Annotated in this window: 15 protein-coding genes; 10 read left to right on the forward strand and 5 right to left on the reverse strand. The window is 51.1% G+C overall.

Annotated elements, in window-relative coordinates; genetic code table 11:
- Positions 1-132: 132 nt before the first annotated feature.
- A complete protein-coding gene (locus tag DX130_RS19475) occupies positions 133-477 on the reverse strand; it encodes an MGMT family protein (protein ID WP_116048209.1) in 345 nt (114 codons plus the stop codon).
- A 366-nt stretch (positions 478-843) separates the two neighbouring features.
- On the opposite strand from DX130_RS19475, the gene DX130_RS19480 reads away from it, so the two are divergent.
- The gene (locus DX130_RS19480; RefSeq protein WP_116048211.1) at positions 844-1,350 is read left to right on the forward strand and encodes an NUDIX domain-containing protein; all 507 of its coding nucleotides are present in this window, start codon (positions 844-846) and stop codon (positions 1,348-1,350) included.
- 179 nt (positions 1,351-1,529) lie between these two features.
- Here the strand turns inward: DX130_RS19480 and DX130_RS19485 are convergent, their stop codons facing one another.
- Together DX130_RS19485 and DX130_RS19490 are read right to left on the reverse strand one after the other, a co-directional pair.
- Positions 1,530-2,180, reverse strand: coding sequence for a fibronectin type III domain-containing protein (locus DX130_RS19485; protein WP_116048212.1), 651 nt, complete (start codon positions 2,178-2,180; stop codon positions 1,530-1,532).
- A gap of 251 nt (positions 2,181-2,431) precedes the next feature.
- Positions 2,432-3,907 carry a protein adenylyltransferase SelO gene (locus DX130_RS19490; RefSeq protein ID WP_116048214.1) on the reverse strand — a complete coding sequence of 492 codons (1,476 nt, stop codon included), beginning with the start codon at positions 3,905-3,907 and terminating at the stop codon, positions 2,432-2,434.
- A gap of 371 nt (positions 3,908-4,278) precedes the next feature.
- Here DX130_RS19490 and DX130_RS19495 point away from each other — a divergent pair, with 371 nt between their 5' ends.
- The 4 genes from DX130_RS19495 to DX130_RS19510 all read left to right on the forward strand — a co-directional run bounded on the left by DX130_RS19495 (position 4,279) and on the right by DX130_RS19510 (position 13,211).
- Positions 4,279-5,256, forward strand: coding sequence for a diaminopimelate dehydrogenase (locus tag DX130_RS19495; protein ID WP_206098863.1), 978 nt, complete (start codon positions 4,279-4,281; stop codon positions 5,254-5,256).
- A gap of 68 nt (positions 5,257-5,324) precedes the next feature.
- Positions 5,325-6,695, forward strand: coding sequence for an NADP-specific glutamate dehydrogenase (gene gdhA, locus DX130_RS19500; RefSeq protein WP_116048218.1), 1,371 nt, complete (start codon positions 5,325-5,327; stop codon positions 6,693-6,695).
- A 143-nt stretch (positions 6,696-6,838) separates the two neighbouring features.
- Positions 6,839-10,009, forward strand: coding sequence for a hybrid sensor histidine kinase/response regulator (locus DX130_RS19505; RefSeq protein ID WP_116048219.1), 3,171 nt, complete (start codon positions 6,839-6,841; stop codon positions 10,007-10,009).
- Positions 10,010-10,055: 46 nt separating this feature from the next.
- Entirely contained in the window at positions 10,056-13,211 is a 3,156-nt protein-coding gene (locus DX130_RS19510) for a hybrid sensor histidine kinase/response regulator (RefSeq protein ID WP_116048221.1), read from the forward strand.
- Positions 13,212-13,336: 125 nt separating this feature from the next.
- On the opposite strand, the gene bglX is transcribed toward DX130_RS19510, so the two are convergent.
- Positions 13,337-15,517 carry a beta-glucosidase BglX gene (gene bglX / locus DX130_RS19515; protein WP_116048222.1) on the reverse strand — a complete coding sequence of 727 codons (2,181 nt, stop codon included), beginning with the start codon at positions 15,515-15,517 and terminating at the stop codon, positions 13,337-13,339.
- Between the two features lie 13 nt (positions 15,518-15,530).
- Entirely contained in the window at positions 15,531-16,883 is a 1,353-nt protein-coding gene (locus DX130_RS19520; protein ID WP_116048223.1) for a glycoside hydrolase family 30 protein, read from the reverse strand.
- A gap of 141 nt (positions 16,884-17,024) precedes the next feature.
- On the opposite strand from DX130_RS19520, the gene DX130_RS19525 reads away from it, so the two are divergent.
- From DX130_RS19525 to DX130_RS19545, 5 genes are all read left to right on the forward strand, one after another.
- Positions 17,025-17,813 (forward strand): AraC family transcriptional regulator, encoded by a 789-nt coding sequence (locus DX130_RS19525; RefSeq protein ID WP_116048224.1) that lies wholly within the window; start codon positions 17,025-17,027, stop codon positions 17,811-17,813.
- Positions 17,814-17,864: 51 nt separating this feature from the next.
- Positions 17,865-18,689 carry a lipid II flippase Amj family protein gene (locus DX130_RS19530; protein ID WP_116048226.1) on the forward strand — a complete coding sequence of 275 codons (825 nt, stop codon included), beginning with the start codon at positions 17,865-17,867 and terminating at the stop codon, positions 18,687-18,689.
- 246 nt (positions 18,690-18,935) lie between these two features.
- Positions 18,936-20,075, forward strand: coding sequence for a winged helix-turn-helix domain-containing protein (locus DX130_RS19535; protein ID WP_116048228.1), 1,140 nt, complete (start codon positions 18,936-18,938; stop codon positions 20,073-20,075).
- Positions 20,076-20,138: 63 nt separating this feature from the next.
- Positions 20,139-21,380 (forward strand): MFS transporter, encoded by a 1,242-nt coding sequence (locus DX130_RS19540; protein ID WP_116048229.1) that lies wholly within the window; start codon positions 20,139-20,141, stop codon positions 21,378-21,380.
- 158 nt (positions 21,381-21,538) lie between these two features.
- Complete coding sequence (locus DX130_RS19545) at positions 21,539-22,576, forward strand: Gfo/Idh/MocA family protein (RefSeq protein WP_240644597.1); 1,038 nt, start codon at positions 21,539-21,541, stop codon at positions 22,574-22,576.
- Positions 22,577-22,655 lie beyond the last annotated feature (79 nt).

The following is a 22,655-nucleotide window of genomic DNA, read 5'->3' on the forward strand; positions in this document are numbered from 1 at the left end:
ATCTGAGCAAGCCCATTAGTCTTCCGCATCATATCTTCACCCCATATCCCATTTCAAATCTCCTAATTCTATATCGGGTAACAAAAAAAGGCAATACAATCAGACCTTCTTCAGCTCCATGATTGCAGCTGCTCATTCCGCTTCATCGGGAGGTGCAAAGTTATCAGTCTCCTCAGGCCAATAGCGGTGCTTCTCCAAATCAACACGACCCGCCTCATCAGCCAGCACGCCCTCACTGCTCAAATATAAAATTTGCTTGAACCGGGACTCCTCGTCCATCAAGGCAATTATCCCTTTCGCGTTCACAACCCTATGCCAAGGCAGCTTGTGCGCAGCGCTCATCGAATGGAGAATGCGAACGACTTGTCTGGCCCCTCTCGGACTCCCCGCGACTTCGGCGATTTGGCCGTAAGTCATAACATAGCCCTCCGGTATCCTTTGTATAATCTCAATGACTCGTTTCGTAAATGGCTGCATAAATCTCCTTATTCCCTTCGATTTAATGTTCACAGACACGATTTCCCTTGATTCACAAATCGGGCCGTATGCACTAGCTCTGCCCATTAACTGAGACCGTGACCGCTAAACCTATAGGACGTTGTAATCTACTTTGATTGGTTGAATTATTACCTAATTTATCATACTTGCATTGTACATGTCATAATTCCATTGGCGTTTCCTGACATCGGACTACCGTATTCAGAAATGCTTGTCAGCTCCTATTTCATTGCATGGGGCAATTGGTTATGCTATATACGTCAAAAGATAAAGCAACTTGTTATGCAGCTATACCTTGCCATCGTTATAAAAACGCCTATCTCAATGAGTTGGAGGATTTACGGAATGGAACACACAGCCTACGCCAATTGGGGCGGGCATTACGTCAAACTAACCTGGCTGCCTGGCGTTGAACTGCCTGATCCCGCATTTGTAACAAGCGTCCATGGCGTATGCATGGATCAAGGAAAGATGATGCTCGTACATGTACAAGGCCGCGGCTTCAACTTGCCAGGCGGACATGTAGAGATTGGAGAGACGCCGGTAGACACCTTGCTCAGAGAGTGTATGGAAGAAGGTTACGTCAAGTGCGGGGATTCCCGCTATATTGGCGCCATTGAAGTAAGTCATGAGGAAAATCCGTTATTTGATCCTAATGGCAAATATCCGTTGATCGGCTATCAGCTGTTCTATCGAACCACCATTATAGAATGCCTGCCCTATCGGCAAGAGAATGAATGTACAGCTAGAATTTGGGTTGAGCCGGAACTTGCTTCTCAAGTGATGGAAGATCACAATCTTGCTTATTTGATTGTGGACGAAGCTTTCCGGCAAGCCAAGGATGTCTTATAGCGCCTAAAATGACAAGGGGCTGTTAATTGCAGCTCTTGCTCGTTACCCTGATTTTTCGATCTAATAAAACCCTTTTAATTATAATAATACTAATTGAACCATCTCTCCTCATACGAGAAAAAACCTCCGCACCGTTGACGGCATGCGGAGGTTTTCACATGAAACGGCTTTCCGATGAGTTAAGGCACGATAACCGTAATAGGATCGCTTAACACGGAGCCGAACGGATTCGTAAGCTCCACTTGATACGTATACGTACCCGGCGGTCGCCTAAAGTTCCAACCCGTCGATTGCTCGCTTGAGTTGCCGAACTCTTCATAGTAGTGATGAGATATCTCCTGACCATTCTCTAGGAGACGGCCGGACGTCGCTTTATTCCCATTCCAAATTGTCCATTTAATAACAAAATCTCCTGTGGTGTGTAATTTATTGTCATTTAGTTCTATACTAGGTTTAGCAGGTGCTCCTGTAGCTGAGGTTGCCACTTGATGAATGGAGTTGGACCATGTAGATCCGCATTCATTCTTCGCAATAATACCGAAGGAATACCCGATATAGCCATTGCGCAGCTCGGTTACTGTAAAGCTTGTATCTACAATATTTTGAGCGGCGTACGGCGCTCTAGGTGAATAATAGACATCGTAAGTATCCACGCCTGCGGACGGCGTCCACGACAACGCCATGGAGCGATTGCCCGGTGTTGCTGTCAATGTGAAATCGCCCGGCTTCTCACATACAACTGCCGGTTCTGCGCTGGCAGCCCCGAATAGAGATAAGGACATAATAAGAGCTAAGCTTAACGCCACTAGGTTCTTTCGAATGTTCATCATTTTCTCTCCTATATAGTGTAATTGTGATCGACTTAGGAGCACTCCTATTATAACCTTTAGATTGGACGTCCATTTATAATATAGCAATTATTAGTATTTATGTCAAAATAATATATTCTATTAGTTTCTACTCTTTAATAGCTTTTCGATAGCTGAATGATTGCCTAATGGCATTCTCCAATCCATTCCCGCGAAAAAAAGCTTCCCAACCCGCTTCAAAAGCCGGTTGGGAAGCTCCTATTGCCTATAAATCAGGTCCCGCAAAAAGTACGATACGGATAAGTCGTTGGTTCAGCCGGCGCAGCATATTCATCCTGCTCCACCGTATGGGCGTATGGGTTGCGCAGGACCGTCAACAGCTTCTCCAGCACGCTGAGATCCCCCCGTTCCACAGCTGCTTCCAGCGCCGCCTCTACCCGGTGATTACGAGGAATGACGGCGGGATTGCTGGCTCTCATAAGCTGGTGGGCATCCTCAGCCGATTTTGTCTGTCGACCCAGCCTCTCCTGCCAATGACCATGCCATTGACGGAAGTCGTCTCTCCCGGACATCGCCACATCCTCAAGCTTGCCGAACGTTAGAGCCTTGAATGTGTTGGTATAGTCTGCATGATGCTCTGTCATCAGATCCAGAAGCGTCTTGATCAAACCTTCATCCTCCGGCTCCGGATGGAACAGTCCGAGCTTAGCTCTCATGCCATTCAGCCAGTGACTATAGAATACGTCGATGAACCCTTGGATGGCATCCTCCGCCAATTCAACGGCCTTCTCTTCCTCCTCGTGAAGGAGCGGCAGCAACGCTTCTGCGAGTCTCGCCAGATTCCATGCCGCGATATTGGGCTGATTCCCATACGCATACCGACCTTCCCTATCGATAGAGCTGAATACTGTCGCCGGATTATAAGCGTCCATAAATGCGCAAGGACCGTAATCGATCGTCTCTCCGCTTAGCGTCATGTTGTCGGTGTTCATGACGCCGTGGATAAAACCAGCAAGCTGCCACTTTGCAATCAGCTCTCCTTGGCGCTTAATGACTTCCTTCAGCAACGCCAGATAGCGGTTGTCCCCGGGATCAGCCTCGGCATAATGCCGATTCCACGTATAATCGGCCAATGCCCGCAGATCCTCGACAGAGCCTTGCTGCGCCGCGTATTGGAAAGTGCCGACGCGAATATGGCTAGCCGCCACACGGGTCAGAATGGCGCCTGGCAGCTCCATCTCGCGATAGATCGATTGGCCTGTCGTCACGACCGCCAGACTGCGGGTGGTCGGAATGCCGAGCCCGTGCATCGCTTCGCTGATCATGTATTCGCGCAGCATCGGCCCGAGCGACGCCTTCCCGTCTCCACCACGGGAGTAAGGTGTGCGTCCAGAGCCTTTCAGCTGGATATCTACCCGCTCGCCTGCTGGCGTCAAATGCTCGCCAATAAGCAAGGCCCGTCCATCACCCAACATAGTGAAATAGGCGAATTGATGTCCAGCATAGGCTTGGGCCAGCGGCAGAGCGCCAGCCGGCATTTCATTGCCGGCGAATACGGCGACGCCTCTTTCGCTTTTCAGCGCCTCTGTCTTCAGTCCGAGCGACGCGGCAAGCGACGTGTTCAGAATCACCAAATCAGGTGCAGGGACTGGATTCGGGTTTATCTTGCTGTAGAACAATTCCGGCAAGCTTGCGTAACTATGGTCAAACTTCCATCCAGCGTCTATGTTCGTGTTTTGATCGGTCATAATATCTCCTTTGAGGGACACTTGTCTCTTCGGAATGTATAGATTTGCCTTCCCTTTATTATACCCCCGAAGACCGCTTGCAAGCTCTCTAAATCTACTTATTCAAAAAAAATTTTCGCCCCGCTTAACCGAGTTAATTCACTACTCTATCACAGCAATAAAGCCTTATTTTATGCGGCTTTCCCGTCTTTTAAATCGTTCGGATTTGAGTCGAAAAAACACCATATCTTTCTAATTCCTCCCAAATTGGTTTGTACTATGTTATTATTTATTTGCATTATTGCGCTAAAAAACTTAAAATAATACGAAATCGCGCTCTTAGACAGCAACAGGCATTAGGGTGAATCTGGCATATTTTTAGGAGGATTATTATGGGTAGAATCAAGATCGGTATCGTAGGCTACGGCAACCTGGGCAAAGGGGTCGAAAAGGCCATCTCGCAAAATCCGGACATGGAGCTAGTCGCAGTATTCACGCGCCGGCAACCGGAACAATTGTCATCGAACGGCGTGACTTTCGAGCACGTATCGGCTGCTGAGCAATACAAGGGCAAAATCGACGTTATGATTCTATGCGGCGGATCGGCAACGGACCTGCCAGAGCAGACTCCTGTCTTCGCCAGCATGTTCAATACGGTAGACAGCTTCGATACACACGCGAAAATCCCCGAATTCTTCGACGCAGTCAACGCCGCAGCAACGCAAGGCGGCAACCTGAGCGTTATCTCTACAGGCTGGGACCCGGGCTTGTTCTCTCTTAACCGTCTGCTAGGCCAATCCATTCTTCCTGAAGGCACGGATTTCACATTCTGGGGCAAAGGCGTAAGCCAAGGCCACTCCGATGCTATTCGTCGCGTACCGGGCGTTAAAGCCGGTGTGCAATATACCGTTCCTGTCCAATCCGTGATCGAGCGCATTCGCAATGGCGAGACGCCTGAGCTTGAGACACGCGAGAAACATCTTCGTCAATGCTTCGTTGTTGCTGATGAGAATGCAGATCAAGAAGTCATTCGCGAGACGATCGTCTCCATGCCGAACTACTTCTCGGACTACGACACGACTGTAACATTCATTACCGAAGAACAACTGAAAGCTGAGCATCAAGGAATGCCGCATGGCGGATTTGTTATTCGCAGCGGTATCACTGGCGAAGGCACGAAGCAAATTATCGAATTCGGCTTGAAGCTGGAAAGCAACCCCGAGTTCACGGCAAGTGTACTCGTTGCTTATGCAAGAGCAGCTAACCGATACAGCAAAGAAGGCCAAAGCGGGGCGAAGACGGTATTCGATATTCCGTTCGCTTATTTGTCGCCTAAATCCGGCGAAGAGCTTCGTCGCGATCTGCTGTAATCCTCGGTGTCGAATAGATAACCCAACATAGGCTTGTCATTTTTCATATAGAAGGAGCGTCCACTCACGTGAACAATGTCTTGGTAAAGGAGCAGACCGCTAAGGAATATGTCCAATCGGTCTACGAAACGATTCTCAACCGCAATCAAGGGGAGCGGGAATTCTTCCAATCGGTAAAAGAAATTCTTGACTCCCTGATCCCTGTCATCGAGGCTAATCCGCATTACATGCAGCACAGCATCCTGGAGAGAATTACTGAACCTGAGCGCGTCGTCTACTTCCGCGTACCGTGGACTGACGACAATGGCAAGCCGCAAGTAAACCGCGGATTCCGGGTTCAATTCAACAGCGCATTAGGCCCTTACAAAGGCGGCCTTCGCTTCCATCCTTCCGTGAACGCTAGCATTATCAAGTTCCTCGGGTTCGAGCAAATTTTCAAAAACTCCTTGACCGGCCAACCCATCGGCGGCGGCAAAGGCGGCTCCGACTTCGATCCGAAGGGCAAATCGGAAGGCGAAGTGATGCGTTTCACGCAAAGCTTCATGACAGAATTGTACCGTTACATCGGTCCTTACATGGACGTACCGGCTGGCGACATTGGTGTGGGCGCTCGCGAGATCGGCTACATGTTCGGTCAATACAAACGGATCAAAAGCGGTAACGAAGCTGGCGTCCTAACGGGTAAAGGTCTGCTCTACGGCGGAAGCCTTGCGCGTAAGGAAGCAACAGGCTACGGCTGTGTCTACTTCGTCAACGAAATGCTGCAATCCAAAGAGTTGAGCTTCCAGGATCGTACAGTGGTCGTCTCCGGCTCCGGCAACGTATCCATCTATGCGATAGAGAAAGCACAACAATTGGGCGCGCACGTAGTGGCGTGCAGCGACTCCAACGGCTATATCTACGATCCGAAGGGAATTGATCTGGCTCTTGTGAAGCAGCTGAAAGAAGTAGAGCGCAAGCGGATTAGCGATTACGTCCTATCGCATCCGGATGCTGTCTACACGCCAGGCTGCGAGAATATCTGGTCCATCCCTTGCGAGATTGCGCTGCCTTGCGCAACGCAAAACGAAATCGACGAGAAATCGGCGGAGCTGCTTGTGAAGAACGGTGTAATCGCTATCGGCGAAGGCGCGAATATGCCATCGACGCTCGACGCGATCGACATATTCCTGAACAACGGCGTCCTGTTCGGACCGGCGAAAGCCGCGAATGCAGGCGGCGTAGCTGTCTCCTCGCTGGAGATGTCCCAGAACAGCATGCGTCTGTCATGGTCGTTCGAGGAAGTAGATACAAAGCTGCATGACATCATGCGCTTAATCTACAACAACAGTGTAGCTGCAGCTGAGAAATACGGCTACCCGGGCAACCTCGTAGTTGGCGCCAACATTGCAGGCTTCGTACGCGTAGCGGATGCGATGATCGAGCAAGGCGTAGTTTAATACCGCACTACTATCCAATCATACTCTATGATTTAATAGGGTTTAATGCAGTATCCTTGGGCAAACAGCACATTCCATGTGCTGTTTGTTTGTATTTCTCCTCCTATCCAAACAGACGCAAAGCAAAGGAAAAGATGCTGAATATGTCGAACTTTAATGGAATGATAAAACGATACCCTATTCCAAATAAACTGAATCTTTTTCTGATCACACTGCTGTTCCTTGGCATCCTGACCGGCTTGCGTTTTGCATGGTCTGCACTGTTCCCTACCTCGGAGTCTCCCCGTATTGTGGATGGCGTGCTGGACATGCGCGGAGTGGAGCTGGAATCATCCAACTCTTTCTATCTGGAAGGGGAATGGGACTTCTATCCGAGACAATTGCTGTCGCATCAAGACCTCCAATCAGGAAGCTATCAACAACAAAGCATTCAAGTGCCTGGAAATTGGCAGGAGCACTTGGAGCCGCCACTGGAACATGCGTACGGCTACGGCACGTATCGGCTGCGCATTCTGATCGATCCATTGGAGCAGCCGGTCTCCATTTGGATAAAAGACATTCAAGCCTCATCAAAGGTTGAAATAAACGGCAGGCATTCGGGCGGCAGCGGCAAACCTGCCGAAAACGCAGAAGCTTATACACCCAAAAATATGTCTTACACCGTTACCTATTCCGTAGAAGAAACAACTGAGCTTGATATACTCATACAGGTAGCCAATTATGATAAGTCTAACAGCGGCGGAATTTTGCGTTCTCCCCGGTTCGGCTCTGTGGCGGCGATTGATCATGTACGCTGGTATTCAATCGGTTTTCAATTAGTAACGTTTATCCTATTGATGCTGCACGGCATATATGCAATTATCCTTTATTTCTTTAATCGACAAGAGAAGACACTGCTGCTGACCAGTCTGTTATTGTTGGCTGTAGGCTTAATTATCGTTAGCAGTTATGATCATGTTCTCATGCTGTGGCTGCCAATCAATTATACATGGGCGTTCAAAATCAGGCTGATTTCTGTTGTGTGGCAAACCTTCTTCATTCTTCTACTATTTAGATGGTTTTCTTCCGCAGCTCCGCATAATCCGTGGCTGCGTATGTATACTGCCGCATTGCTTGCCTTTACTATATTCCTAATTGCTTCGCCGGTTTCCTTGATTGACAGAGCTATCGATTATCAGCTGTTACATTTCTTTATGCTCGTTCCTTTTGCATGGTTTCTATTCGTCCTTGGGACCATGATCTTTAGGAAATCGAACGACTCCGATGTCATCTTCCTGCTGCTATCAGCAGCCAGCATCGTATCCAACTTGCTGTGGAGCCTTGCCGGAGGTGCCAAAGACGTCACGACCGTCTATTATCCGTTCGATATTATCGCATCGATTATTGGCTTTGCTACGTATTGGTTCAAAAAATATTTCTATACATCCAGAGAAAACGTTCAGCTCTACGAGCAGTTGAAGAGGGAAGACAAGCTGAAGGACCAATTTCTGGCCAATACATCGCATGAGCTGCGAACACCTCTGCATGGCATCATGAATATAGCAGAAACGATTGTTACCAAAGAAAAAGAAATCGGAAATATGAACAGTATGAAAGAGATGGAGCTGCTTATTCAAATTAGCCGCCGCATGTCCCATATGCTGGGCGATCTTCTCGATGTCGCCCGCCTCAAGGAACATCGTATCCAGTTGGAGCTTGAGCCGCTCCGCGTGCAGTCGGTCGTCCCAGGCGTCATCGCTATGCTTTCCTTTATGATGGAGGGCAAGCCGATTAAGCTTCACAACCATATCCCATCGTCGACCCCAATCGTCATAGCCGACGAGAAGAGACTCGTGCAAGTACTCTATAATCTGCTGCATAACGCTCTTAAGTACACGGAGGAAGGCAGCATCACAATCTCCGCCGAAACAAGGGATGAGCTTCTGATGATTCATATCTCCGATACTGGTGTCGGCATGGACGAGGAAACTCAAGCACGTATCTTTCTCCCCTATGAACAGGGCGCTTACGGGATGAGCGACGGAAGAGGAATAGGGCTTGGCCTTAGCATAAGCAAGCAATTGGTAGAGCTGCATGGCGGCACATTAACGGTCCGCTCCGAGATAGGCAAGGGATCGGTGTTCAGCTTCTATCTCCCGCTGGCCAAGGAATCTGCTGCTGCCAACGCCCAGGATATCGATCATCCGTATTCCGGTGCGATAGATGCTGGAGCCGCTTATGCAGCAGCTGCACGAAGCTCCTCGAATGATTCCGTACCCGCATCAACGGAGTCCCTGCCGCCGCTGCTTGGCGGCGGGAAGGTGCATATATTGGCTGTCGATGACGATCCTGTCAATCTAAGTGTGCTTGCAGGTATTTTATCTGCTGAACCTTATCAGCTTACAGTAGCTCATTCTGCCCGAGAAGCGCTAGAGCGGCTGGAGAAGCAAAGTTGGGATCTGCTCATTGCCGATGTCATGATGCCGCAGATGTCCGGCTATGAACTGACCAAGAAGGTTAGGGAGCAATATTCGCTGTCTGAGCTTCCTGTATTGCTGCTGACCGCCCGCAGCCAAACTGCTGATATCTACACCGGTTTCGCAGCGGGAGCGAATGATTATGTCACCAAGCCAGTCGATGCACTGGAGCTGAAATATCGGATCCGGGCGCTGATAACGCTGAAACAATCCATCCATGAACGGCTGCGTATGGAAGCCGCCTATTTGCAGGCGCAGATTCATCCGCACTTTCTGTTCAACACGCTCAATTCCATTATGGCGTTAAGCATGATTGACGCGGACAAGATGCGCAGCCTAGTCGAAGCCTTCTCATCCTACTTGCGAATCAGCTTTGACTTTATGAATACAGAGGAGCTGGTCGTGCTGTCACATGAGCTTGAGCTTGCGAGAGCTTATCTCTATGTAGAGTCCGAGCGGTTCGGGGAGCGGCTGTCTGTTGTATGGGAGGTCGAGTCTGGCATTAACCCGCTTCTGCCGCCGCTGACCATACAACCACTTATCGAGAATGCCGTGAAGCATGGCCTGCTTAGTCAGTCGAAGGGCGGCACCGTATATATTGGAGTCGCACGGCAAGAAGACGGCATACGCATTGAAGTCCGGGATGACGGCAAAGGAATGAGCCAGGAGAAGATCAGGCAATTATTAAGCTTCTCCATAAAAGGCAGAAGCGGAATCGGCGTCGCCAATACGAACCGGCGGCTTTTCCGATGGTATGGACAAGGCCTAACCATTCACAGCAAGCCTCATGAAGGAACTACCGTGTCCTTTGTCATTCCGCATAGAACCAAGCAGCCAACCGTTCTTGAGACGGAATAATACGATGAAAAAAGGTGTGCGCTACTCCAAAGGAGAATGGCCCTTTATGTCGAACTTTCTTGGTATGATACGAAAAATGAATACGACCACTTTCAAATATATATGTATTGTACTGCTGTTCCTGTCCGCCTTGTTTGCGCTGCGATGGGCGTGGTCGGAGCTCTTCCCTACCGCAGAGTTCTCGCGCTCCGTTGATGGCGTGCTGGATATGCGCGGAGTAGACTTGAATGCCTCTCCATCTGTCTACCTAGATGGAGAGTGGCATGTCTACCCCAATCAGTTCCTGTCGCATCAGGACCTCTTATCGAAGAAAAACGCCCATTATAATACGGTTCAAGTCCCTGGAGACTGGAGCGACGCCTTAGAGCGTGATTCCGGCTTCTCGTATGGCTACGGGACGTACCGGCTGCGCATTCTGGTCGATCCTCTGACAAAGCCTGTCGCCTTCTGGTTTAATGGCATTCAGGCATCATCACAAGTGGAGATCAACGGCATTGCCGAGCCAAGTATGGGGACGCTTGCCACCAACAAAGCGGATTACTCACCCAAAAACATCTCTTACACGGCCTCTTATTCGGTTGGAGGGACGACCGAGATTGATCTGCTTATTCGCGTCGCCAATTTCGACGAGCCCTTTTATGGAGGCATTACACGCCCTCTCCGCTTCGGCTCGCAGGATGCCATTGACTACGTTCGCTGGTATTCGATTGGATTCCAACTCGTCACCTTTATCATGTTGCTGCTGCACGGCTTATATGCCTTCATACTCTATCTATTCAATCCCATAGAACGGGGATTGCTCATTGTCACGTTATTAACGCTGTCTATAGGCATTGCCATCACAATAGGCCATGATAATGTACTCTTGCTATGGTTTCCGCTCGATTACGCATGGGCAATGAAGATTCGGCTGATTTGCCTGTTATGGCAAAATCTCCTGCTCCTCATGCTGTTCAGAAAGTTCGCCGCTGCCCCAACAGGAAATGTCTGGGTGCGCGTATATGGTGCAACGCTTGTGCTGGTCTCGATCTTCCTGGCGGCTGCGCCGGCGTCCTACGTGAACGGGTTTCTCGATCTAAGGATTTTCCTATCCTTGTATCTCATCCCCTTCATTTGGTTTATTTATACCGCAGTCTCGATGATTTTCAAAAAAGATTCGGACAGGGATGTCGTCTTTGTGCTGCTTACGGCAGCGGGTTCTATATCTAACCTGATATGGAGCATCATAGACTCCTCCCAAGTCGTTACGACCGTCTATTATCCTTTCGATATTATGGCGGCCATTATCGGATTCTCTGCATTCTGGTTCAAAAAATATATTCGCAATGCCCAAGAGAACGCCGTTCTTAACATTCAGTTAAAAAAGGCGGACAAGCTGAAGGATCAATTTCTGGCTAACACCTCTCATGAGTTAAGGACGCCGCTGCATGGCATTATGAATATTGCCGCAACCGTCGTCAACAACGAAAAGGATAAACTGAATGAGAAAAGCCTCAAGGATATGAAGCTGCTCATTACCGTTAGTCGCCGGATGTCCCATATGCTCGGCGATCTTCTCGACGTCGCCCGGCTTCAGGAGCATCGTATTGTCCTCCATAAGGAGCCTCTTCATATTCAATCCGTCGTTCCCGGCATCATCAGCATGCTGGCGTACATGACAGAAGGCAAGCCGATTCAATTGCAAATGAAGATTAGGGATTCCATGCCCCCAGTGCTGGCTGATGAGAAGAGACTGGTTCAAATTCTGTATAACCTGTTGCATAATGCGCTCAAATACACAGAGAAGGGACAGATCACTGTCTCTGCTGAATATCGGGACAACTATGCTACTATTCTGGTATCCGATACGGGCATTGGCATGGATAAAGAAACCCGGGACAAGGTCTTCCTCCCTTATGAACAAGGCGAATACGGCTTAAATGATGGAAGAGGCATTGGACTTGGATTAAGCATATGTCAGCAATTAGTCGAGCTGCATGGCGGCGTGATTACGGTCCAGTCAGAGCCGGGCAAAGGCTCCGTGTTCCAATTCCAGCTCCCGCTGGCCGATTCATCCCACTTGCCAGATTCACAGCAATCATCAGAAGATCGACTACATGTCAGAGCCGAAGCCATCAACGAGATTGCGGCAAGCTTCCTTGCCTTGGAGCAACCAAGAGACCTTATCCCTGCTGCAGAGCCGAGCATGCCCTTCTTGAACGACGGCAAGGTCCATATTCTGGTCGTTGATGACGATCCTATCAATCTGAATGTGCTGATCGGCATGTTAGCTTCCGAGCCCTATGCGATTACAACGGCTACTTCTGCCCATGATGCATTGTCCCTGCTCGGGAACGAACCATGGGATCTGCTCATCGCAGACGTGATGATGCCGCAAATGTCGGGCTACGAATTCACGCAGAAGGTAAGAGAGCATTATTCCTTGTCTGAGCTGCCCATTCTGCTGCTCACTGCGAGAAGTCAGCCCGCCGATATCTACACCGGCTTCCTGTCGGGGGCCAACGATTATGTCACGAAGCCGGTAGATGCTCTTGAGCTGAAATATCGTATTCGCGCCTTAACCGGACTGAAAAAATCGATGAATGAACGATTGCGTATGGAAGCTGCCTATCTGCAAGCACAGATTCAACCTCACTTTCTATTCAACACGCTGAATTCGATTATGGCATTAAGCCAGATCGACGGGGATAAGATGCGCGACTTGGTCGAAGCCTTCTCCGCTTATTTGCGAATTAGCTTTGATTTCCTGAATACAGAGGAATTGGTCGAGTTGTCGCATGAGTTGGATTTGGTAAGAGCTTACCTCTTTGTCGAAAAAGAACGATTCGGGGAACGATTGTCCATCGTGTGGGAGGATGAGACTGAGGCTTCATTGAGACTTCCTCCGCTGACGATTCAGCCGTTGGTCGAGAACGCGGTCAGACATGGATTGCTCAGCAGGTCGAAGGGCGGTACGGTCCGAATCCGGATAACCGCGCAGGAGACAACGACCCAAATAGAAGTCATTGACGATGGCAAAGGCATGAACCCTGAACTAGCGGAGCGGCTATTAAACCCGATCCAACAAGAAAGGGGCGGTATCGGCTTGCCCAATACCAATCGAAGACTCATTAAGCTGTACGGACAGGGCTTGTCTATTCATAGCAAACCTGATGAAGGAACGACTGTATCCTTTGTCATTCCGAATAGAAGGGTACATTAGCCCGCACGATTACGGAAATGAAATGAGCAAAGAAGCTAGCGATGCGTGCAGAACATGCCCTCTAGCTTCTTTGCTTTTCTCTATTTGCATAGAACTTCGCTATACGCTTATTCTTTCTTCATCACTTAGGATTGAACTTTAATCGTTATCGATTGCCCGGCACTGGAATGTGGCCCGACCCAGACGGTGAAGTCGCCCGGCTCCACAGTCAAGTTCATATGCTGATCTATAATGGCCAATTGATCTTTGCCCACCTTGAATGTTAGAGTAGCGGATTCGTTCGGTCCGATGCTCACCTTGCTGAAGCCGATCAATTTCTTCAGCGGCTGCGTGACGCTTGCTACCTCGTCACGGAGATATACCTGGACAACTTCCTCACCCCTGCGTTCGCCTACGTTCGATACCGTCACCGAAAGCGTCAATTCTCCATCCCCATCGATTGTGGTACGGTCAGCCGTCACCTCGCTATACTTAAATTCTGTATAGCTTAGGCCATAGCCAAATGGGTAGAGCGGTTCAGTCGTCGAATCAATATAATAGGATGAATAGACGCCGCCCGGCGGACGGCCCGTCTTCTTGCGATAATAGTAGATCGGAACTTGACCCACATTATGCGGGAACGTAACCGGCAGACGACCGCCCGGATTGTAGTCGCCGAACAGCACATCGGCAATCGCATGGCCGCTCTGCACGCCAAGATGCCAAGCTTGCACAATGCTGGATGCTTGCTCCTGCAGCCAAGGCAACGCCAGCGGCCTGCCGCTTAGCAGTACCGCCACTACAGGCTTGCCTAGAGCGGCTACAGCCTCAACCAGCTTGCGCTGCGCGCCCGGCAGATCAAGCGAAGTCCGGGATCGGGACTCGCCGCTCATCTCCAATGCTTCGCCTAGCGCCAGCACGATTACATCGGCTTGGCGAGCCGCCTCAAGCGCAGCCTCGAAGCCCTCTTCGCTATCCGACTCCATCGAGCAGCCTACCGCATAATGGACCGCTGCGCCCCCTCCAGCCGCTTGACGGATGCCCTCCAGTAAGCTGACAACATCCTCCGGATTACCGTCGAATGCCCAGCAGCCGAGCGGGTCCTTGCTATTGTCCGCGAGCGGTCCGATAACGGCGATCGAAGCATCTTGCTTCTTCAGCGGCAGCGTCTGTCCTTCATTGCGCAGTAACACGATGGATTCTCTCGCCGACTCGCGTGCCAACTCTGTGAAGGACGCGCGTGCTGATGCAGCCACATCTTCCGACGGAACGATCACATATGGCTGCTCGAACAAGCCCAGCTTGATCTTGACAGCGAGAATACGCAACACCGACTCGTCTACGACACTCTCCGGCACACGGCCTTCACGAACCAGCTTCGGCAAATGACGCATATAAAAACCGGAATGCATATCCATATCGCAGCCGGCCATAATGCTGCGCTCGCACGCTTCTTCTTCACTTCCGGCAACACCGTGCGTGATTAGTTCCTGGAGAGCATTGTAGTCACTCGCCACAACCCCTTCGAAGCCCCATTCATCGCGCAATATCGTCTTCAGCAAATAGTCATTGGCACAAGCCGGAATGCCGTTCACTTCGTTGAAGGAAGCCATAATGCTGAGCGCTCCCGCATCAATAGCCTCGCGGAATGGCGGCAAGATCACTTCGCGAAGAACACGGTCCGACAGATCGACCGTATTGTAATCCCGTCCCGCTTCCGCAAGACCGTATGCCGCAAAGTGCTTCGGACAGCTGGCCGTCGCTTGGCCTGCACCGTCATCCACTTGCGAGCCCTCTACCCAAGCCTTGGCATACTCGCTCGTGAGAAGCGGATCTTCGCCAATGCTCTCGGCGATGCGGCCCCATCTCGGATCGCGGCTTATATCGATCATCGGCGCAAATACCCAGGCTACGCCGTCAGCCATCGATTCGCGGGAAGCCGCCTCTGCCGTTCTTCTCGCCAGGTCCGGATTCCACGCTGACGCTTGCGCCAGCGGAATCGGGAAAACCGTCTTATAACCGTGAATAACATCGCGCCCAATTAAGAGCGGAATGCGATGCTTCGTATTTTCTTGAATGAGCTTCTGCAGCTCGTTCGCTTCCTCGGCGCCAGACAAGTTAAAGATGGAGCCGACACGGCCTTGGCGAATTTCTTCAACGAGCAGATCCCGCTGAGATACGCCTGTCTCCGGATTGATCGGATTGTAGCCCCAATCATATTGGGTCATCTGTCCAACCTTCTCCTCAAGAGACATGCCGGAGAGAATTCCCCTCGCTTGATCGAGAATATCCGTGGTGATCCATGTACGCGGTGAAGATGTCGTCATCGTCATGCCTCCTCTACACGCTCTGGAAAATCAGCGTTTGGATAGAGTGCGCAGGGATGTTGCCCTCTGCGATTTGCTCGTTATTGCGAAGCACGTATGGATGCTGAGCATCGGAGCGGTTTAGAATGACCACTACCAGCTCGCCATTTGGATTTTTGAACGCCGTCGTTTGCAGAGCTTCCGTATACTTCGAGCTGGCTACGCGAACAGCGCCCGGACGAATATATTTGCTGAAATGCCCGATGTAGTAGTACGACGATTGGAACGTCAGGGAATCGGACTTCGTGTCGGCAATGATTGGCGCGTCGCAATAGTTGCCAACATGGTTCGGACCGCCTTGCTCGTCCAATACAATATTCCAGTCAGTCCATCCAGCCATGCCGTTGTTCAAATTGCCGATAATGTCATGCGCATAACGCTCGCCGCTCTTCCACGAGCCGATCTGTACGCCGCCTTCATGACAGCCCTCAGTGAACATCAGCCCTTTGTCCGGGAAGCGATGCTTCACAGCAGACAAGGCATCGAAGTGATCGCCAGAATACCAGTGGAAGCCTAGACCCCAGATGTACTTGGACGCTTCTGCATCTTCGAAAGCCGTCTTCGCGCGATCGTATACGCGTTCCTTGTTATGATCCCAGATCATCACCTTCACATCTTGGCGGCCGGACTTGTGCAGCTCGGGTCCCAGATGGTCGCGCACAAAGTCGCGCTCTTCCTCAGCGGTATAAATACAGGAATCCCAAATCTGTACCGCCTTCGCCTCGTTCTGTACCGTCAGTCCCCATAACGGCAACCCTTCAGCTTCATAGGCCTCAATGAATTTCACGTAGTAACGCGCCCACACAGCCCAATACTCCGGCTTCAGCTTGCCGCCATGGTTCATCTCGCCATTCGTCTTCATCCACGCTGGAGGGCTCCAAGGGGAAGCGTAGAAGGTAAAGTCCTCTCCAGCAAGCTGCTTGGCCTTCTGAATATACGGAATGATAACCTCGCGATCATGGCTGATGTCGAAGGTGCTCAGCTCAACATCGTTGTCTTCCACGTAGGAATAGTTGCCCAGAGCAAAGTCACAGCTATTGATATGTGTACGGCATATGGTGTAGCCGATGCCTTCTTCCGCATCATAATAAGCATTCAGGATACGATTGCTGTTCTCTTCGCTCAGCTTCGCGGCCGTCACAGCGGAAGCCTCGGTAATGGCACCGCCGAAGCCAATAATGGATTGGTATTCGACGTCTTCATATACGTTAATCACTTGGTTCTCTACGCCAGCCTCATCCGGTCGCAGCGTCAACGATGCAACCTCCGTCAACCGGTCCCCTGTACCTTGCGATGTTTGAATCGTTTTTACTGTACGAGTAGTCATAATGAATGTATGCTCCCTTCCTGGATCCGTAATGCTTTCATTATAAGGGGAGCCTGTTCCCCTTTGTAGAAACAATATAATCGAATACATCAACAATCTGATTGAATGTTATAATAAGAGCAGAGGGGGGCGAGAATCATCATGAAGCCCATTAACGTCCAGTTAAGCGAGTTTTCCAAGCATGAAGAGCCGTTCCGTCAAATTTATGGTAGCGGTTTAGATACTTATATAATAAGGCTTCAAGCAGAGGGCATCTGTCAGGCGCTCGTTCAGGGCGAGATACGAGAAATCCGTCCGGGGGACTTGCTCTTATTCCAACCAGGTGATATCTACGATCTGCGCATTGGATATATAGAAGGAGCCCCGATGCTATCTGGCGATTACTACGTCATGAGCACGGGGGCGGGCATGCAGGAATGGTGGAATCAGAAGCCGCGGCCGACCCTGACCAAGATTGCCGAGGACAATCGGCTGAAGTCGGTCTGGTATCAAATTATACTGGAGAAGCGCCGACTCGACGGAGGCAATCCCGCGATTGCGTCCTCGCTGGTCTGGTCACTGCTGATGCTGATCGACCGCGCTATTGAAGAGTCGCCGGAGAACCACTCCCCGCTTGCCTATCACGCGCTGCGTATGCGGCAATATATTGAGGAGCATGCTGCCGAGCCCTTAACGCTGGATCAAGTTGCCCAGCATACCGGTCTCAGTGTATCGAGAGCCGTGCATCTGTTCAAGGCGCACTTTGGCGTCTCCATTATCGGCTATGCGCAGCAGCTGCGGCTCAGCCACGCGATCAAGCTGCTCGATCACAGTCCTATGTCACTGGAGCAAATTGCGGCGGAAACTGGCCTCGGCAGCTATGCCTACTTCCACAGACTGTTCCGGGAACGCTACGGCATAGCGCCAGGGGCTTATCGGAAGAACAGGTAGCATGTGGTATAATGACAACGATAAAACGAAGACAAGAGAGAAGGATTCGCATTGGATGTTATAACAGGCAAGGTTCTTTTTATCGCGTTATTTATTCTCATTATCCATAGCATTGAGACGCTTGCTTACGCTGTACGTCTATCGGGAGCAAGGGTCAAGCTGATTGCTTCCGCGCTTTCACTTTTCAATATGATGGTCGTTGTCTCCCGGATGGCCAATATGATGCAGCAGCCTTTCACAGGCAGCTTGATCGATACTGCGCCCAAGGAGCAGACATTCGCTTTCGTAGAACAGCAATATCGCATATTGATCGGAGCTTCAACCCTCGGCACGATCGTCGGCATTATCTTGCTGCCTACGTTCACCGCGCTCTTCTCCAGAGCGATTATCCATCTGTCGCAAGAACGCGGCTCCATCCCCTCATTAGTCAAGAAAGGCTTCACCTTGGCATATATCCAACGAGGAATCAAGCACATCCATAGACCAAGACTGTCCTATCTAAAAGATATTAAGCTGAAGGATATCCCGCTTCGGCTGTTTTTCTTCAACATGATCGTGACGGCCGTGTACACGATTGGGGTGCTGTCAGCGTTATATGCGTCCCTATTGGCCCCGGACCGGTATGGCGCCACCATTATGGCTTCCGGCCTTATCAACGGAGTAGCGACCATTTTGCTTGCCCTCTTTATCGATCCCAAAATATCGGTGCTCGCCGATGATGTCGTGAATGGCAGGGGCAGCTACTTGAACCTGAAGGGCATATCCGTCCTTATGATTGCCTCCCGCCTGCTTGGAACGCTGCTTGCCCAGCTGCTCTTTATTCCAGGGGCGCATTATATTGCCTGGATGACGAAGTTTCTTGTTCAGTTTAACTAGGGTGTGTCTGAGAACTCTGAAGGCAGCATATTTTGCCGAATTTTCGTTCCATGCAAGGCGCGTTTGTGAAGGCGTACCGGGGGTACGTCAAGCAAACGGAACGAAGCAGGGGGCGGAAAGGCGGTGAAAGGTGCCACTGAACGGGTTTTCAGTCACGCCCTAGTGTGGACTGCTTGCCTTATCCCCACGTATGCCTTCATCCCAATCAAAAGAGCCAGTGTGCAGAGAAAGGCAAGGAGGATAACGATGATTCATTTTGACCCGGATCGCTATGAGGCCGTCTATGCAGGAGAGCATATCCAGCTCCTGCCCAAGGAATTCGCCCTGCTGCGTTATCTCTATGAGCATGCGGACCGTTCCTTTTCAAGGGATGCCTTGCTCGAAGCAGTCTGGCCGCTAGAAGAACCGAGTGATCGGACTGTGGACGATCATATCTACCGGGTTCGCAAGAAGATAGCGGCGTGGTCGCATCTGCTCCAGATTGAGACAATTCGCGGTCAAGGCTACAAGCTCGTACGCCATGCCTCTACCGGGCAAAGCAGCCCGCTTCTGCAAGACGATCAATTCGCGGCTGACGTGAACCGCATGTTCGCGAAATATCATAGCCTGGGCATGGGAGCTGCCATGCAATTGCTGTCAGCGAATCGCGAGGTGCTGGGCTTGCCCGGCGATCCGTACTACGACAGCTACATCCAGTTTGTTCGCGGAGACTTCACATCGCTGCTGGCGACAGAGAGCATTAATAGCTGGCAAAAGGCGGCCTACGCGGTCTTTATTTATGCGATCCTCCAACCGGAGCCTGCAATCTCGATTCCGTACTTTGAGGGATTGATTGCGAAAGAGCATGGGCTGTCCATCGCATGGCGGAACGACTTGCGATTAAACGCTGTTATTCTATATCTTGAAGCCGGGATGCTAAGCAAGGCGCGTGAAGAGCTGGATGCGATTCGGGATGACATCGCTGAACTCCACTCCCCGAGCTTCACGGCCGGCTATCTATTAAAGGAGATGCTCCTGCATCTCCAAGAGGACCAGATTCAAGAAGCAGCCGCCAAGCTGCAGGCTTGCGAGGAGCTGCTTGCCCTCCATCCGATTCAGCGGGAACGGGGAGCTTGTCTCGTCGCCAAGGCGATGCTTCATTATCGGCGCGGCGAGATCCGCGCGGCAAGAGAAGCACTAGATGACGGCATCGACACAACGAGACGTACGCAGTTTATCCCGCATTTGCTCGCCAACCTGAGAGTGGCGCTATCCTACCTCGACAAGTACACATGCGATGAAACCTCTCGTCAGAACTATCAGCGGCAATGGAATCAGCTGGACGAGCAATACCGGTTCCACGAACTGCTAGTCAAGACGGAGCGCTTGCTGCGGTATTGCCTCTGATCATTCTCTGACATTCCCCTGTTACGATCATCACCATGATGATTGCAACAGGGGGTTTTTGTTATGTTAAAAAGAAATCGTTCATTCGCCAAAATGTTCACCGCATACGGTCTCGCAGCATTCGGGGACTACTTCGACTTTATGGCGGTGGCCATTCTGCTCGGCTTCATCTGGAAGGTCGATGCCATGATGATTGCGCTCGTTCCGCTCTCCTTCGCCGTACCCGGCATCCTGTTCAGCCAATTGGCCGGCATAATGGCGGACCGATGGAACAAGCGGAATCTCATGATCGCTACCGACTTGATTCGCGCTATAATTACGATTCTGCTTATCTTCGCACCGAATGCCTGGGTGCTGCTAGCGCTCATCACGGTGCGTTCCACTGCTCGTGTCTTTCATTACCCCGCTCAGCAAGCGATGACCCGGAATGTGGTGGCGGCCGATGAGCTGTTGCAAGCAACCTCCTTGAATGGCGCAGTGTTCCAGCTATCGAAGGTGCTTGGCCCGCTGCTTGGCGCATCCGTCGCCACGACCCTATCCCCTTCGGCTTGTATGGCCGTCAATGCCGTCTGCTACATCCTGTCCGCGCTGCTGCTTCTGCGCATCCCGGTGAGAGAAGGACGCACCACGGCCGCTGCATCCGCCTCTCAAGCTCCAAGATCGCTACGTGCCGCTTGGCGGGATGGCTGGCATATCCTGCTGAGCAGCCGGGCCCTGCAGGTCAGTCTTTTCTTCTGCCTTATTGGACTGGCGGGCATTGGGATGATTGATGCGCAAATTGCCGTCTTGCTGCGGGACGTGGCTCCTGATCGGCCTCAACTGATCGGCTGGCTAGTGACCGCGATCGGTCTCGGCGGTCTAGCCAGCGTCGCCTGGCTGCGTCGATTCAAGCAGCTCTCCGCCTATGGCTGGCTGCTTGGCGGAGGGGTAATGCTGATCGGCATCATGTTTGCAGCCGCCGGGCTGTTCCGGCCGGACTCCCCAATATGGCTCCTGCTATGCTCCTCCTTCTTCGGCGGGATTGGAACGGGGTTCACATCTACTGGCATGAACTATATCTTGCAGAAGGAGACGCCGCCTGATGCCATCGGCAGAGTCAGCGGCATCTTCGATTCGTTGAGCAGTGTGATCTTCGTCATCGCCCCGCTCTCCGGCGGAGTTCTGATTGGACTATGGGGCGCGTCCTCCACATTCCTGTATGTAGGCTTGGCAGTCGGGGGAGTTGGCTTAATCGGTCTCCTTACGCAGCGATTATTGTGGAGAACGGAACGAACCGCTAAGAATACAACGTCTATGCCCGCATAAGGGTGAATAAAGCAAAAATGAATAAGAAAAGGACAAGATGCATAACGAGTGGATGGCGCATATCCGGGGGTATTCGTGATACGATAGGGATGCATGTCAAATCCTTATCTTTTTGCACATAATAACATGGGTTACCATCCACTTAAGGAGAGATCATCATGACATTGAAAGTTGGCGCTATTGGAACAGGCGGCATATTCAAAGCTGTACATTTGCCAGGCTGGCTTACTCATAAAGAAGCAGAGATCGTGGCGTTCTGCGACCCATTCCGCGCTTCCGCGGAAGCGTTGGCCCTTGAATATCCAGGTACGAAGGTCTATGAGGATTACAAGGAGCTGCTCGCAGACCCTTCCATCGATATTGTAGATATCAGCACACCGAATCTGCTTCATTCAGAGATCGCAATTGCGGCTTTGCAGCAAGGCAAACATGTCTTCTGCGAGAAGCCTGATGCGATTAATCCCATCGAAGCGCAGAAGATGGCTGACGCCGCTCGCGCCTCTGGCAAGCTGTTGATGGTCATGCGCAACAATCGCTTCACAGAGTCGGCGAAATTCGCCAAGCGCATCATCGAGCAAGGCCAGATGGGCGAGCTGTACATGGGCCGCTGCGGCTGGATTCGTCGCCGTGGCATTCCGGGACGCGGCGGCTGGTTCACGACGAAGGAGCTGTCGGGAGGCGGCCCGCTGATCGATCTCGGCGTGCATATGATCGACATGGCGATGTGGCTGAGCGGCAATCCGAAGCCAGTCACAGTATCGGGCTCCACCTACCGCAAGTTCGCAGATCGTCCAGACGCCTCCGGCAAAATTCCGGAAGGCACCTTCGACGTGGAGGACTTGGCAGCCGGCTTTATCCGGTTCGACAACGGCGCTTCGCTGCAAATCGAATTCAGCTGGGCCTCCAATGTTGAAGAGGAGAAAAAATTCCTCGAATGGCGCGGCACGGAAGGCGGCTTCAGTCTCATTAACGACAAGCTGAGTCTCTTCACGGAGAACGAGGGTACGCTGATCAATCAACAGCCTCATTTCAAAGCAGATGAAGTTCCGCAGCATACCGCGAACATTCACCACTTCATCGAATGCGTGCTGGGCCGTGAGAAGCCGATTATTACGCCGGAGCATGGTGTAGATATGATCAAGATTCTAAGCGCAATCTATGAATCAGCAGAAAGCGGCAGGGAGATTGTGTTGTAAGGAAATAATGCCAGCAGCATGAACGACGTGGAAGCCGAAAAAAGCTGTATCCGCTTATAAACGGATACAGCTTTTTGGA

This window comes from Paenibacillus paeoniae, assembly GCF_003388735.1.
Lineage (GTDB): Bacteria > Bacillota > Bacilli > Paenibacillales > Paenibacillaceae > Pristimantibacillus > Pristimantibacillus paeoniae.

Bases quoted from the DNA above. Each gene is read 5' to 3' on its own strand.
- DX130_RS19475 (WP_116048209.1), bottom strand. From the start codon at position 477: ATGCAGCCATTTACGAAACGAGTCATTGAGATTATACAAAGGATACCG.
- DX130_RS19480 (WP_116048211.1), top strand. From the start codon at position 844: ATGGAACACACAGCCTACGCCAATTGGGGCGGGCATTACGTCAAACTA.
- DX130_RS19485 (WP_116048212.1), bottom strand. From the start codon at position 2,180: ATGATGAACATTCGAAAGAACCTAGTGGCGTTAAGCTTAGCTCTTATT.
- DX130_RS19490 (WP_116048214.1), bottom strand. From the start codon at position 3,907: ATGACCGATCAAAACACGAACATAGACGCTGGATGGAAGTTTGACCAT.
- DX130_RS19495 (WP_206098863.1), top strand. From the start codon at position 4,279: ATGGGTAGAATCAAGATCGGTATCGTAGGCTACGGCAACCTGGGCAAA.
- DX130_RS19505 (WP_116048219.1), top strand. From the start codon at position 6,839: ATGTCGAACTTTAATGGAATGATAAAACGATACCCTATTCCAAATAAA.
- DX130_RS19510 (WP_116048221.1), top strand. From the start codon at position 10,056: ATGTCGAACTTTCTTGGTATGATACGAAAAATGAATACGACCACTTTC.
- bglX (WP_116048222.1), bottom strand. From the start codon at position 15,517: ATGACGACATCTTCACCGCGTACATGGATCACCACGGATATTCTCGAT.
- DX130_RS19520 (WP_116048223.1), bottom strand. From the start codon at position 16,883: ATGACTACTCGTACAGTAAAAACGATTCAAACATCGCAAGGTACAGGG.
- DX130_RS19525 (WP_116048224.1), top strand. From the start codon at position 17,025: ATGAAGCCCATTAACGTCCAGTTAAGCGAGTTTTCCAAGCATGAAGAG.
- DX130_RS19535 (WP_116048228.1), top strand. From the start codon at position 18,936: ATGATTCATTTTGACCCGGATCGCTATGAGGCCGTCTATGCAGGAGAG.
- DX130_RS19540 (WP_116048229.1), top strand. From the start codon at position 20,139: ATGTTAAAAAGAAATCGTTCATTCGCCAAAATGTTCACCGCATACGGT.
- DX130_RS19545 (WP_240644597.1), top strand. From the start codon at position 21,539: ATGACATTGAAAGTTGGCGCTATTGGAACAGGCGGCATATTCAAAGCT.